Genomic DNA, 13,464 nt, shown 5'->3' with positions numbered 1-13,464 from the left:
CTACGGAGAACTATATGCAAGCAGGCATCGGACCGACAGGCAGACCTTATCAAATTCTCATAGCAGAGAATTCCAAATTCCAATCCAAACAACTCCAACAGATTTTGGAATCAGAAGGTTTCAAAATCATCGGAGTTGCCGAAACGGGAAAAGAACTTTTACAAATGTATAAAGACAATCGCCAACAGATTGATCTTGTTACGATTGAAATTTTCCTGCCTGAGGTGGATGGGTATGCTGCTTTCTGGGATATGAAAGATATGGGTGTACTCCCAAGGATTCTTTTCATATCAGAAGAGAATACTCCTTCGGTGATCAAATCTCTTCTTGAAAATGGAGCAATGGATTATATCGTAAAACCAATCAAACGAGAAAAAATCCTAGAAAAAATCAAAGAAACTCTTCTTAAGATTCCCAAAGTATAAAGTTTAAATTACGGCCCTCTTCTTTTGCCCTATGGCTAAAGTAAAGAGGGCTTCTGTATACATTGGTATGTAGATTTTTGATTCCATTAAAATTTTGAAAACGCATCTTCACTCGCATCTCAATCGCAAGACCCACATCTAGTAAAAACTTCCCGTGTCCTATCGGATGACAAACGGCATCCCCTAAAGAAAGAAAATGTTCGGCTACATCTTCCTCTACTTCGTAATCAGACCTTTGGATGTAAGGACCAATCTCTAATTGTAGCTCTTCTAAATCATAACCCAAACGTAAAGTTTCATCAATCAATCGTTCTGTGATTCCTAGACTTGTTCCTTTCCAACCAGAATGAACAATGGCAACAAACGGTCGTTTGTTAGAGTAAAGAAAGACTGGCACACAATCCGCTGTGCGAACAAATAGAATTCTATTTTCAGATTCTGTATACAATCCATCGCCTTCTAAAACAATTAGTTCATTTAGGATTTTTGATTCCCGAGAAATAAAATGGATCGAATTGCCATGCTCTTGGTTTAGTGTTATGATTTGAGGCGAAGAAACTTTCCATTCCCTTTTTACCCAGTCTTCGGTATAATCTTTCCATCCTTCTGGATTTTTCGGATACACTGGATATTTTTCTTTTAAACTTTCTAAACTTTGTTTGCCAGCGGTTCCATAGAGGACTTTACCGTAGTTTGTGGAAAAAACTTGTATAAATTTCATTGATTCTACTCAAACGATTTTGGTTGGTTTGGATCCCAATGGTTGGTTTGAAAAACTTGATATAGATCATCACAATTCCAATCACTCCGAACACAGAGCTTTTTAAATTTATTAGGATCATAATTCCAAACATAAAAGCGAATCGGAACCGTTCTCCAAGTGTATTGCACGTGTGGCAATGTAGCTCCATGAAGTCGATTGTCGAGTAAGATATCGATCTTACGATCATCTAAATCTTTTTTTGTAAGTTCACTTTCATGGCCGATCCTCCCACGTGTTTCTACTTTTTTCTTTGCAAAATTCCTATCGGTAAGGCCCGATTCTGCTTCAAAGGCAAAGGAAGGACGTAAAAAATAAATGAAATGTGCCTGGGCGCCGAAGAAGGCAACTCTGAAATCAGATAACGATCCTAAATCATAACCATCAGTCCGAACCAAATGGTTTTCGTAAAACATCCGTTCCTCGACAATTCCATGCCAATCGGGGATACGAGTTCCTTTGATTTTTAAGGGATCCGTATACACTGCCGTTGATAGTATAAAGAAAAAAGAAACTAGAAGTCGATTTTTTGCATAAAGATTAGTAAATAAAGAAGATTGATTGGACTCTATTTGAGAATGTAAATCCCATTCACTGATTTGCCGAAATGCTAAATAGGAAAGATACGGTAAAATCGGAATCCAAAACCGGTTCCCCATAAAATCCCCTCCTACATAAAAAACATATAGAATATAGAAGATTACCGAGGAAAATAAAAACCGTAGTTCCTTTTGATAACGAATAGACTTATAAATTTGAATCCCTGCTATCAAAATTACTAATAGGTATAAAGGGTAGGACTTGAGGAAATAAAGAAAATAATAGATTCCCTGCAAAAAGTAAGCCCCTTTATTTCCTTTGGCATAAAAGGTATTTGGAAGTATGTCTTGATAATAAAAATAACGAAATCCAAGGAAACATAAAAACAAAAATCCAAAAGCCAAGGGTTTCCAATACTTTTTACGAAAAATCCAATCTAAAGAAACAAGAAATAAAAAGAGTGCCCCTTCCGGTCGAACTAGGGCCGAAAGGAAAAAAACTATAAAAAGAAAGTCGCTTTCCTTTTCCCATAATAGTAACCCGAAACAGATGAGAAAAGTAAATAGTGAAGTCTCAAGTCCAGACGTTGCGAAGATAAATAGATGGTAAAATACAGCTAGGTGAACTATTAGAAGTGGATAAACCTTTCCGAGTGTAAGTCGATTCTCTTCTCTAAAAAAAACAAACAACGTAGACAAATAAAAGAAAATTCCCGTTCCAATCGATAGAGTTTGTGGTTTAATCCCCACTAAGTCACCTAACGATAAAACAATGGTCCAAAGAAAATTAGTATATCCTTCGACCCTTTCACCCAAATGAAATACAAGGCCTAAACCTTCGGATAAATTTCTTGCATACACAAAGCTAATATACGCATCATCACAGATCCACTGCCACTTGTAGGCTTGGTAAAATCCAAAGGCTAAAAATAGGAAAGAAAGTAAATAAAAGGAAGGTAAATTTCGTTTTAAAGACAACATAAATTAATCCAGTTCAAATGATTTGATAAACTCTTCAATGATGAGTATATGATCCATCTCTGGAGTTGGATTCTCCTCAGAGGGTTCATACAAATAGTCATCAAAAACGTGAAAGTCGAAAATTTTTAATTCGAAATCGGGTAGAGTGATGATTATATTTTCAGCATGGATATCAAAGATCAGTTTTTCTTCTTCTGCTAAAAATTTGGTAACTTCAATTACACGATTGAAATCAACGGCAATTTTCTTAAGTTTGGATTTTGATATCACTCCAAACCGATGAGAATCAAAATTCAATTTCCATTTAGGAAATAGTTTATTTAAAATTGGATTTTGTTCTAATTTTTCATTCCGTATTGTAAATTCTTTCAGATGTTTTCCTGCAAGGAGAGTTTGTTGGTCACAAGGCGTGAGAGTTACATTCGGAATTCCAAAAGGATTGTTTCTGACTCTTAATCCCATAAAAAATCTGGTGGGCACTACTAAATCAGGAATGAGAGATTTTAATTTCCAATAATGTAATCTCTCCAAACCCAATCGTTTGAATTTAAAATCGATTTCATCTTTTTTGGAGTCGCGGGAAGTTTGGGTTTTTAAAAAATCTCTTAACTCTATCTCCTCTGGTTTTAAAAACCGAGTAATATCTCTTCCTACTTCTTTGAAAAGCGATCCAAAGATTGCATCGGAAGGTAACTTGGACTTCCCAATTTTTACCACTTGGTTCCACGGGAGTTTGTAAACAAATTTATAGGAACCTCTGCCAATATAACCATCCTGAGAGAGAGGCATAAAGTTATCCAAAAATTCCCGATCGTATCGGTAAGTGATTCGAAACACATGGGAAACGGGAAAAAGTTTTTCGTAAAAATTACGAAAAAAACCGGATTTTCTTAAAACTTCATCAACAGGGAGATCCTCAATGGGAATGGGGATCTCTTGTTTATCGGGGTCGACAAACAACTCTTTGTCGAGACCCTTTTCCAATAACTCCAAAAACTGAGGAATTTTTCCCCAGTTTGGATATTGGCTCCAGAGTTGGGTGATCTTGTCGCGGATCCCCTTAATTGGACCTTTTTTCTCTTGCACTATTTAAATTCTACTTCCAACGAACCACAGCTTCGTATTCTGTAAATTTTTCTTTTTTGGACAATGCCTCAGACAACTTTTTGTCTTTTTCTTCATCATACCACCAGTAGTCAGAAGAAAAACTTTCATCACCATACTTTCCTAATGGGAGATTTGGTACTCCGTATTTTTGCCAATACAAAAGTCTTGTACTCGGTAAATGCCATAACAAAACATATGGATACTCTTTATAAACTATACGATCGATTTGTTTTAGAATTTCATTTCGTTTGGCGATAGAAAATTCCGTTTTTTGTTTTTCTATGAGTTTGTCTACTTCCGCAAGTTTAAACCCAGGTAAGTTTGGTTGTCCTGGTTCTTCGGCATATTTAGAAAGCCATTGTGATTCAGGATCTTTAAAGATTCCAGATCCCCAAGCAGCCCAAGTCATATCAAAATCATATTTGTCCACTCGTTCACTCCAAGCAGCCAAATCTAATGTATCAATGGATGCTCGAATTCCGACTTCCTTTGCTTTCTCCAAAAACACAGTGAAATACTTTTCTGTTTTTTTATCACGGTCTAGGATAGAAAACTGAAAAGGTTTTCCATCCTTTTCCAAAATTCCTTCTGCATTTGGTTTCCAACCCGCTTCTGCAAGTAGTTTCCTTGCTTTTTCAATACTGAATTCAGTAGGTTGGTTCGGATTTTTTTCACCACCTAAATAAAAATCAGGATAATAACTATTAGTAGGATCATATTCACCATACGCTAGTTTATCGATCATAAGTTTACGATCCACAAGTAAGTTCATTGCCTCTCTCACACGTTTGTCTGAGAAGATGGCTCGCCTTGAATTCATCGCCCAACCTTGAAACCCAATCGGTTTTAAATTAAAGATCCTTTGTTTTGCGATCCAATTTTTATCAAAAGGTTCTCCATTTGCTTCTTCTACCCAAACAAAAGCTGAATAAACAGGATAGATATCAATATCTCCCTTTTTAAATGCTTGGAGAGCTACGGCTTCTTCGTTATAAACTTTATATACAATTTGATCAAAATTATTACGACCTTCATTGAAAGGATATGCTCTTTGCCACCAGTCCCCTCTTCTTTCCAATTTAATGTAACGATTCTTTTTTACTTCTGTGATTTTGTAAGGACCGGATACAACGGGAAATTCCATATTCTCTTTGTTGAAATCTTTTCCTTCAAAGTGGTGTTTAGGAAGGATAAAAATGGAAGAAGCAATATCGTTAAAGTTATTCCAATGAACTTCTTTTGCCTCAAAAACAACGGTTAGGTCATCCAATTTTACCGGTTTTAAAAAACGAGATAAGGAAACACGAAATACTGCGGTTCCATTTTTTGGATTCATGATCGTATCATAAGTAAAGATGACATCATCTGCGGTGACTGGTTTGCCATCGGACCAACGAGCATTTGAATCCAAGTAAAATGTAAATTTCTTTTTGTCAGGGGAGATCTTCCAATCTCTCGCCAAATGAGGAATGGTTTCTAGAGTAAGAGGATGATAACCAGTGAGTGGTTCATACAAACTCGTAAAGATACGGGCTGTTGTGGTAAACTGATCTAAATAATAATTTAACGATTTTGGAAACTGATGAGAGTAAACTCTGATCTTTCCACCTTTCGTTGCCTTTGGGTCCGCCACTGGATTTTTCTCACGAAGCGCATTGGGGATGGAAGCAATATCACCCTGCCAAGGAAGGTCATTTACCTTAGACAATGGTTCTTTTGTATCTTCTTCAGAACAATTTAAGGTAAGGAGCATTGACAAAAGTCCTGTCAAACCAACCAAAACTATCTTGCCGAAGGAGGAACTATACTTGAGTAATTGAACTTTGTTATGAAACATCCCTTCCATCAAATCCATTTGTACGAGATAGGCTCAAGGCTTTTTTGTGCAAAAATGAAAGAACCATTAGAATCTCTCTTACTTTACCTTCAAAAATCCCCTAGCTTTCTTTGGGCAGATGAATTTTGGTTCATGGGGGTCTGGAAAAATAGCCCCAAATCTAGGACCATTGCCCAAACCATGAAGGAACTACAACCAAACTTCCACTCCGCAAAACAAAACCTAGTGTTAGAAGATATTTATGGATCACCCTATTCTATTTTCGATTACCTACCTGACCCCCTTGTCACAAGGGAGAAGGACTTCACCAACTTTTATTCAATGCTAAAACAATTCGAAAAAAAACTAATCCTGGACTTTGTGCCAAACCATATGGCCATCGACTCCCCGCTTATTGATACCAATCCTGATTTATTTTTAATCGCAAACGAATCAGTATTATCTAAAAATTCATTTTTACATAAAAATGGAAACTATTATGTACATGGAAGAGATCCCTATTTTGACGGTTGGACCGATACCATCCAATGGAATTTTTCAAATCCAGAAGTGGAAAAAAAACATATAAAAATATTAAAAAATATCGCCAAACAATGTGATGGTGTTCGTTGCGATATGGCTATGTTACTCCTACCTGAAGTTTTTGAAAAAACTCATGGGAAAAAATCTTTTTATGACTGGAGCCGTGTTATCGATTCCGTTCGAGTAGAATTCCCCCATTTTAAATTTTATGCGGAGGCCTATTGGGGATTGGAGGATAGACTTCTCAGTTTAGGATTTAATGCCAGTTATGATAAGTCTATGTATGATGCATTTAAAAATCAAAATTATGCTTTTGTTTCTGAGAACCTTAGAAAAAATTCTGAATTAAAAAAAATTGAATTTTTAGAAAATCACGACGAAGATAGAGCCAAAAACCAATTTGGTGAAATTTCTCATTCCTATTTTAGTTTACTTTGTTCAACGGATTGTATTGTTTTATTCCACGCCGGACAAGAGTTAGGGTACTCCCAAAAAATCCCGGTCCAATTAATCCAATCTGACAATGAAGAAACAAACGAAAAATCAGAAAATTTTTACAAACGAGCCCTTGATACTTCATCGAAAAGAAATTCCAATTCTTGTTTTTTTTGGCCAGAATACAGAGAATATGACGGAAAATCTGTTTTTATCAAAGCCATCCAAACTCAAACCCAAACAGAACTTTTCCTTTGGAATGAACAAACGTTCGAAGCATCTGGTTGGATCCCATTCCAAGATGGAATCCAATTCCAACCTTTGTTAACTGATATTGTGACTGGCGATAGTTATTCACAAACAAAGTCGGAACAAGGAATTTACTTCAAATTGGCACCTAACCAAGTGCAATGGTTTATTTTTTAACTCGTTCAGCAAAAACCACACCTTGGATCATACGCAAGTTTTCCAAAATTTCTTTCAGCTGATCCAAATGATCCACTTCTAACATAAATTTTGCGGTAAGAGTTCCATTGGGATGGGATGAAGCCCCAGCTTCCAGAATATTAGTTTCTGTGCTAGAAATAGATTCCACCATCGACAAATAAATTCCCTGTACATCTTTTGCTCGCACTTCAATTTGAATTGGGATCGGTTCCCCTGGTCCTTCCCAACGAACAGGTATAGTTTTCATCCACTCGAGTTGTTTGGTTGCAGTGGTACAGTCCTTTTTATGGACACTCACTCCTCTACCACGGGTAATAAATCCAATAATCTCATCCCCTGGGATAGGCGTACAACAAGATGCAACACGAACAGGTACATCATTCCAACCAGCCACAGAAATGCCAAACTCTTTGGATTCTTCCTGGTGTGGGTGTGCCTTGTTAGGTTTTTTGATTTTTACTTTTTTGATTTCTTTAATGGTGTTTTCATCAATCGTATGTGTTGATGCTTCCAATACAGAACCAATCGTTTCTCTTTGTGAATCTTCTTGTAGTTTTCTAAAATAAGCACGTAACTTCTGTCTTGCGCCTGAAGTTTTAACAATTCGTAACCAAATCGGTGAAGGTTTGGAACTTTTTTCAGTGATAATTTCGACCTGATCTCCAGATTTCAATTCCGTACGAAGTGTAACCATTCGACCGTTGACCTTCCCACCACGTGCATGAAGTCCCACGTCAGTATGGATTCGGAAAGCGTAATCAAGTACAGTCGCACCCTTAGGCATCTCGATGATCTCACCCTTTGGTGTAAAAACAAATACCTCATCTTCATGGAGATCATATTGAAGTTCTTCCATAAATTCTTTCGAATCAAGGCTTGGGTCTTGCCAAGATTTTAAAATCTCTAACCATTTCATCCGGAAGGCATTTTCTACACCGTTCTGCAAAATGACTGATGTTCTGGATAAGTTGGTGGATTCTTTATAGGCCCAGTGAGCAGCCACACCATTTTCTGCGATAGCGTTCATATCTTTGGTTCGAATCTGGACTTCCATGGGACGACCATCAGGACCAAAAACAGTTGTATGTAAGGACTGGTATAAGTTCGTTTTGGGTGTCGCGATATAATCTTTAAACCTACCTGGGATCGGTGTCCAAAGTGTATGAACAATTCCAAGAACTCCGTAACAATCCTTGATTTCATTGGTTATGATACGTACAGCCCGCAGATCAAAGATTTCCGAAAATGATTTTTCTTTGGTCACCATCTTTCGATAGATCGAATAAAAATGTTTCGCCCGTCCATCAATCCGAGCATCAATACTAATCTCAGCTAATCTTTGTTTAAGGATTATTTTTATCTTTTCAATATATTCATCGCGTTCTGATTTTTTGGCAGACACACGTTTTTTGATCTCTTGGTATTCTTCCGGGTGCAAAGATTGGAAAGCCAAATCTTCTAACTCAAACTTAACTTTATAAACGCCAAGCCTACCCGCAATGGGTGCGTATAAGGACAGGACTTCTTTTGCGATTCGTTTTTGTTTTTCTTCAGGTTGGAATTTTAAAGTTCGAACATTATGAGTTTTATCAGCTAATTTGATTAGCATCACTCGCACATCTTTAATCGTAGCAAGTAACATCTTTCGGATATTTTCTGCGGCTTCTGTTTCTTTTGATTGCGATTTGATTTCAGAAATTTTCGTTACACCTTCTACAAGTGCTGCGATATCTTCTCCAAATTCACGAGCCATATCCTCTTTGCTATAACTAGTATCTTCCACCACATCGTGCAAAAGACCTGCCGCAATTGCTCTTTCATCTAACCCCAGTTCATCAAGGACAGAGGCAACATTCATAGGATGGATGATGTATGGTTCGCCAGACAAACGTTTTTGCCCCTCATGCATTTTGTCTGCAATGTTGTAGGCTTTTTCAATAAATGTGGCTTTTTCTGGCCCCAATCTTTTCTGGACTGCTTCGAATAACTCCCGTTTATCTTTAATGTCTTGGTATAATCCCATTATTTGATATCCAAACTTATATCCAAAAACTTTACAGTATGCGTTAAATAACCCATACTTACACCAATATCCTGAAACCTAGAAAGAAACTTTAACTTTTCTGGTGTGATCCCACCAGAACATTCAATTCGAATTTGAGGCGAATTTCCTTTGATTCTTTCTATTGCTTTTTCCGTATCAGAATCAGAAAAATTATCTAACAAAATAATATCGGGATTAGAGCTCATAGCTTCATCCAATTGTGATAGACCATCGATTTCTAGTTCTATTTTTTTTCCTGGATTAGCATTTCGAACAATTTGTACAGCGGATTGGATAGATCCTGCTTTTGCTACATGATTGTCCTTAAGCATTGCCATTTCAGACAAATTCAATCGGTGGTTGGCACCACCTCCAGTATACACTGCATACTTGGCAAGTTTACGATAGCCAGGCAATGTTTTTCTGGTATCTAAAATAAGAAGATCGGGAAACTCTTTTGCCACCTTACTAGCATTTGTTGCAATTCCAGAAAGGTATTGGATAAAATTCAAAAGAATTCGTTCCATTTTCAAAACGGAGACAAGAGAACCTTCCAAAGATCCGATGATAGTTCCCTTTGAAAGCGGGGCCCCATCAGTGAGAATGGGTTTCCAGACCACATTGGCATTGGTTTTTCGGATGAGGCAAGGTAAAACTGCAAGGCCGCACAATACACCATCTTCCTTTGCCAAAAGTTCTGCCTTACATAAATCCTCTATAGAAAAGAGAGAATCTGTGGTAATATCACCAGAAGGTAGGTCTTCCTCCAAAGCCAAATGAACTAATGCTTCAAAGTCTTTTTCCGTGATTTCCGTTACAGGAGTTGTGTATCCTCTTATCATATGGTCCTATTCTTTAGACAAAAAAAAAGCTGCCCTTACGACAGCTTTTTTATTTGAGTCACCTAAACATTGTTTATTGTTTAGGAGCGTTTCCGATTTTCCCTGTTTTTGGAGGGATATTCAATTTTTGTTTTGGATAAATTAGATTTTTGTTGCGAATCGATTTACGATTGGCTTCAAAAATTCTAGGCCAAAGTTTTGCATCGCTATAGATATCTTCTCTATCTGCAATTCTCCAAAGGCAATCTGCTGGGTTTGACTTTTCTACAGTGTAACGTTTCCAACCACCAGAAAGTTCTTCTACTTGAGAAGAAGCAGGTTTATCCCCTTCCTCAGTAGTTGTCTTTTTTGTAGTGTCAGTTTCCACTGCCGTGCGGTCTTTTTTCGCAACAGTAGTTTTTCCCTTTAAAGTTTCGATTTGGTCAATGGAGATCTCTGCCAAACGAATCGCTTCTTCCGACTGAGCAATAGAATCATCATACTTTTCTTGTTCTAAAAGATTACCAGAAGCTTGCAGAGATTCGTTAGAAGCACCTAAATTTTCTTGAGTACTTGCATAAGATTCTTTCGCATTGGATTTAAGATAAGTCTCTGCATTGAGCTCTCCAAAACGTGCATTGGCATCTTCAACAACTTCCTTAGCTTGTAAGTTGCGGTTTTTTGCATGATCTTGGACTGCCGTTTTTAAGATAGAAGCAGAAGCCAAACGAGCTGTTTTAATCTTTTCGTCAGCAGTTTTCAATCGACCTGCAGCAATGTCTTCGCGAGCAGAAGCAACTCTTGCTTTTTCTTCATCAATGGCAGGGTTACCCCCTTTCGAATAAGTATAAGCTTTTTCTAATACTGCGTCTACTTCATCGGCAGATTGGCGAATGGATCCTGAGCGGTCCAAGGCCACTTTTTTTGCATCTTGGCTAATTTTAGCTGCCTCAACAAAATGATTATGAGCATCTTCATATTCTTGTAAAGCAACAGTACGTTTTAATTCTTTTGCAGTTTCGTCTTTATCTTCCCGTAAATAAGAAGCAAGACTTGCATCCGCTTGTGCTAACTTAGTTTCCCCAGCATCACGAGCCGTTACCGCTTTTTTAAATTCTTCAGGAGTGTATTCAGAAGCATAAGCTTCATCAGCTGCATCGATAGCAGTTACTGCTTCTTCTCGAGATTTTGCAGCAAGTTTTGGAAGAGTTTTTTCCAAAGCATCATAAGCTTTAGAAATGGCATAATCTGCATTCTTCTTAGAGTCAGATGCATTTTCTTGCGATGCAAATTCGTTTGCAGAAATTAAACTTTTTTTAGCCTCAGAAAACTCTTCGGGTGCATATTCTTCTGCAGAAAGTCTTTCGGCTCTTTCAACTTGAGATTTTGCGAGAGCAAGTTCTTTCACTGGAAGTTCTTGTGCACAATTAACAAATCCAATAGAAAACAATACCAATCCAGAGAGAAAGACTGCTGTCTTTTCCTTTCTTAACATAACAAACTCCTTAATTTTTCTTCGGGGGATTTTGTAAGAGAGAAGCGCAAATACGCTTCCCCTTTTACTTGAAAGCAGTGACGGCTTCGTCTTCGCTGTCGAAAATTTCAAAAAATGAAGTCAACTTTGTAAGTTCAAATACTTTACGAACTGAACCAGCCACGTTGATGATTTTAAGCCCACCTTGGTATTTCTTCAAGTTGGACAAACTTGAAATTAAAGCTCCAATTCCGGAAGAGTCGATGTAGGAAACCTTCTCGAGATTGATGACGATGCAATACTTTTGTTCTTCGATCAATTTGGCGATTACATCCTTGATCTCAGGCGCGTTATAAAGGTCGATTTCCCCGTTAATATCGAGGACTACGATTTTATCTTTTTCCCTTCTGGTGATTTCCATGTGTGTCTAGAGACTCCTCAATGAAGCTACAATCAATGTAGAAATGACGGTACAATTGCATTCAAAAAAAAGAGATACGTCAACCTAATAATTTTAGCTACCAAACAAATTTTTCCAATGGTCATAAAAACCCTGAAAATTGCCTATTTCTATGGACTTTCGCATCTTTTCCATGAAGCTTTGCATAAAATATAAATTATGATACGTTGAGAGCGAAAAAGCAGTCAATTCCTTCACTTTATGTAAATGGCGGATGTAGCCAAGACTATATGTTGTGCAAACTTTACACCCACACTCTGGATCAATGGGACCATCAGCCAATCGATGGATTTCATTTCTTAAATTGAGTTTGCCAAAAGAGGTGAAGACTTGGCCGTTTCTAGCGTTCCTTGTAGGCAACACACAGTCGAACATGTCCACTCCATTCTTAACACCTTCCAGGATGTCTACAACGGTTCCTACACCCATAAGATAACGAGGACGCGCCTGGTCAAAATAAGGCGCCATACATTCCAAAATTCGAATGTATTCGGGCCTCGGTTCCCCAACACTAAGTCCCCCAATGGCAATTCCTGGAAAATCAATATTTTGTAATGTATCTAAACTTCGTTTTCTAAGAGATTCATTGACTCCCCCCTGAACAATCGGGAAAACATTCTGACCATTGGGCTTTTCCATCCAATATTCGTATGATTCTTTAGCCCAGCGATGCGTTCTGTCTAGGGCTAATTCCAATCGTCCGAGATCACTTCCATAAGGAGCACAATCGTCAAGAACCATCATAATATCAGATCCAATAGATCTTTGCATATCAATGACAGAAGCCGGTGTGAACTTATGATGGCTTCCATCAATATGGGACTGAAACCGAACTCCGTCTTCTTCAAATTTAAAGAGACTGGCAAGACTAAAGACTTGGAAACCACCGGAATCGGTAAGTAAGGCACGTTTGTAGGACATGAATTTTTTTAGACCATGGAAATGATCTAATACTTCTTTGCCAGGTTTTAGATATAAGTGGTAGGTATTGGCAAGAATTAAGTTATAACCCAATTCATCAATGTCTGCAGAGGAGAGAGATTTGATACTCCCTCTTGTCCCCACCGGCATAAAGATCGGAGTTTCGATTTGAATTCCATTTAAATGAAGGGTACCGGTCCTTGCAAAGGAGCCGGCGTCTTTCGATCTTTCTTTAAAAATAGAAGGCACTATTTTTTGATTTTATGTTCGCAAGTTGCAAAATTCAAACAATTGCCAAAAATATTCAAACTATGTCCAGTAATCGTAAATCCATTTTCAGAAGCAGCTTTGTTCTGTAGTTCTTCAATTCTTTCATCTATGAACTCAACGATACGACCACATTGCATACAAATGATATGGTCATGATGTTCGTGGCCGATGATATGTTCGTAGTATTTATAATCTTTGCCAAAATCGTGTTCCTCAAGTAAGCCTGCTTCCACCATAATAGCTAGGATTCGGTAGATGGTTGCTTTGGAAATACGATCCTTATTGTCTTTTAATTCATCCAAAAGACCTTCAGCAGTAAAATGATTATGTGAAGAAAATATCTTCTGAGCAACTAACAAACGTTGGTTTGTGATTTTGAGCCCTTTTTCTTTGAGATACTCCTCGAAAGCTAGCATCTCTT

At 37.7% G+C, this 13,464-nt stretch carries 12 protein-coding genes; 2 read left to right on the top strand and 10 right to left on the bottom strand.

Annotation, left to right across the window (positions count from 1 at the left end; genetic code table 11):
* The first annotated feature begins 14 nt into the window (after positions 1–14).
* Positions 15–425 (top strand): response regulator, encoded by a 411-nt coding sequence (locus tag LEP1GSC203_RS17485; protein ID WP_002975225.1) that lies wholly within the window; start codon positions 15–17, stop codon positions 423–425.
* Here the strand turns inward: LEP1GSC203_RS17485 and LEP1GSC203_RS17480 are convergent.
* From LEP1GSC203_RS17480 to LEP1GSC203_RS17465, 4 genes are read right to left on the bottom strand one after another with little or no spacing between them, the layout of a single operon-like run.
* A complete protein-coding gene (locus tag LEP1GSC203_RS17480) occupies positions 406–1,146 on the bottom strand; it encodes a polyphenol oxidase family protein (RefSeq protein WP_002975304.1) in 741 nt (246 codons plus the stop codon). The two genes, LEP1GSC203_RS17485 and LEP1GSC203_RS17480, sit on opposite strands and share 20 nt — an antisense overlap.
* 5 nt (positions 1,147–1,151) lie before the next feature.
* Positions 1,152–2,705, bottom strand: a complete 1,554-nt coding sequence (locus tag LEP1GSC203_RS17475; RefSeq protein WP_002975502.1) for a hypothetical protein — start codon at positions 2,703–2,705, stop codon at positions 1,152–1,154.
* 3 nt (positions 2,706–2,708) lie between these two features.
* Positions 2,709–3,770 (bottom strand): hypothetical protein, encoded by a 1,062-nt coding sequence (locus LEP1GSC203_RS17470; protein WP_232225940.1) that lies wholly within the window; start codon positions 3,768–3,770, stop codon positions 2,709–2,711.
* 31 nt (positions 3,771–3,801) lie between these two features.
* On the bottom strand, positions 3,802–5,649 hold the full coding sequence (locus LEP1GSC203_RS17465; protein ID WP_408605607.1) for an extracellular solute-binding protein: 1,848 nt from the start codon (positions 5,647–5,649) through the stop codon (positions 3,802–3,804).
* A gap of 54 nt (positions 5,650–5,703) precedes the next feature.
* Here LEP1GSC203_RS17465 and LEP1GSC203_RS17460 point away from each other — a divergent pair, with 54 nt between their 5' ends.
* Positions 5,704–7,032 carry an alpha-amylase family glycosyl hydrolase gene (locus LEP1GSC203_RS17460; protein ID WP_002975475.1) on the top strand — a complete coding sequence of 443 codons (1,329 nt, stop codon included), beginning with the start codon at positions 5,704–5,706 and terminating at the stop codon, positions 7,030–7,032.
* Here the strand turns inward: LEP1GSC203_RS17460 and LEP1GSC203_RS17455 are convergent.
* From LEP1GSC203_RS17455 to LEP1GSC203_RS17430, 6 genes are all read right to left on the bottom strand, one after another.
* A complete protein-coding gene (locus LEP1GSC203_RS17455) occupies positions 7,022–9,076 on the bottom strand; it encodes a RelA/SpoT family protein (RefSeq protein ID WP_002975409.1) in 2,055 nt (684 codons plus the stop codon). The two genes, LEP1GSC203_RS17460 and LEP1GSC203_RS17455, sit on opposite strands and share 11 nt — an antisense overlap.
* Entirely contained in the window at positions 9,076–9,939 is an 864-nt protein-coding gene (gene nadC, locus LEP1GSC203_RS17450; protein WP_002975514.1) for a carboxylating nicotinate-nucleotide diphosphorylase, read from the bottom strand. Before nadC ends, LEP1GSC203_RS17455 begins: the two co-directional genes overlap by 1 nt.
* Positions 9,940–10,012: 73 nt before the next feature.
* The gene (locus LEP1GSC203_RS17445) at positions 10,013–11,413 is read right to left on the bottom strand and encodes a lipoprotein LipL71 (protein ID WP_002975257.1); all 1,401 of its coding nucleotides are present in this window, start codon (positions 11,411–11,413) and stop codon (positions 10,013–10,015) included.
* A gap of 64 nt (positions 11,414–11,477) precedes the next feature.
* Positions 11,478–11,813, bottom strand: a complete 336-nt coding sequence (locus LEP1GSC203_RS17440; RefSeq protein ID WP_002975418.1) for an STAS domain-containing protein — start codon at positions 11,811–11,813, stop codon at positions 11,478–11,480.
* 93 nt (positions 11,814–11,906) lie between these two features.
* Entirely contained in the window at positions 11,907–13,022 is a 1,116-nt protein-coding gene (gene tgt / locus LEP1GSC203_RS17435) for a tRNA guanosine(34) transglycosylase Tgt (protein ID WP_002975522.1), read from the bottom strand.
* A complete protein-coding gene (locus tag LEP1GSC203_RS17430; RefSeq protein WP_051012788.1) occupies positions 13,022–13,459 on the bottom strand; it encodes a Fur family transcriptional regulator in 438 nt (145 codons plus the stop codon). The genes tgt and LEP1GSC203_RS17430 overlap by 1 nt, the downstream gene beginning before the upstream one ends.
* Positions 13,460–13,464 lie beyond the last annotated feature (5 nt).

Source organism: Leptospira terpstrae serovar Hualin str. LT 11-33 = ATCC 700639 (assembly GCF_000332495.1).
GTDB lineage: Bacteria > Spirochaetota > Leptospiria > Leptospirales > Leptospiraceae > Leptospira_A > Leptospira_A terpstrae.
Note: the sequence above shows the minus strand (reverse complement) of the source record. Positions and strands in the feature narration are given on the sequence as shown.

Coding starts and splice junctions, on each gene's coding strand:
- LEP1GSC203_RS17480 (WP_002975304.1), bottom strand. CDS start 1,146: ATGAAATTTATACAAGTTTTTTCCACAAACTACGGTAAAGTCCTCTAT.
- LEP1GSC203_RS17475 (WP_002975502.1), bottom strand. CDS start 2,705: ATGTTGTCTTTAAAACGAAATTTACCTTCCTTTTATTTACTTTCTTTC.
- LEP1GSC203_RS17445 (WP_002975257.1), bottom strand. CDS start 11,413: ATGTTAAGAAAGGAAAAGACAGCAGTCTTTCTCTCTGGATTGGTATTG.
- LEP1GSC203_RS17455 (WP_002975409.1), bottom strand. CDS start 9,076: ATGGGATTATACCAAGACATTAAAGATAAACGGGAGTTATTCGAAGCA.
- nadC (WP_002975514.1), bottom strand. CDS start 9,939: ATGATAAGAGGATACACAACTCCTGTAACGGAAATCACGGAAAAAGAC.
- LEP1GSC203_RS17460 (WP_002975475.1), top strand. CDS start 5,704: ATGAAAGAACCATTAGAATCTCTCTTACTTTACCTTCAAAAATCCCCT.
- LEP1GSC203_RS17485 (WP_002975225.1), top strand. CDS start 15: ATGCAAGCAGGCATCGGACCGACAGGCAGACCTTATCAAATTCTCATA.
- LEP1GSC203_RS17440 (WP_002975418.1), bottom strand. CDS start 11,813: ATGGAAATCACCAGAAGGGAAAAAGATAAAATCGTAGTCCTCGATATT.
- LEP1GSC203_RS17430 (WP_051012788.1), bottom strand. CDS start 13,459: ATGCTAGCTTTCGAGGAGTATCTCAAAGAAAAAGGGCTCAAAATCACA.
- LEP1GSC203_RS17465 (WP_408605607.1), bottom strand. CDS start 5,649: ATGTTTCATAACAAAGTTCAATTACTCAAGTATAGTTCCTCCTTCGGC.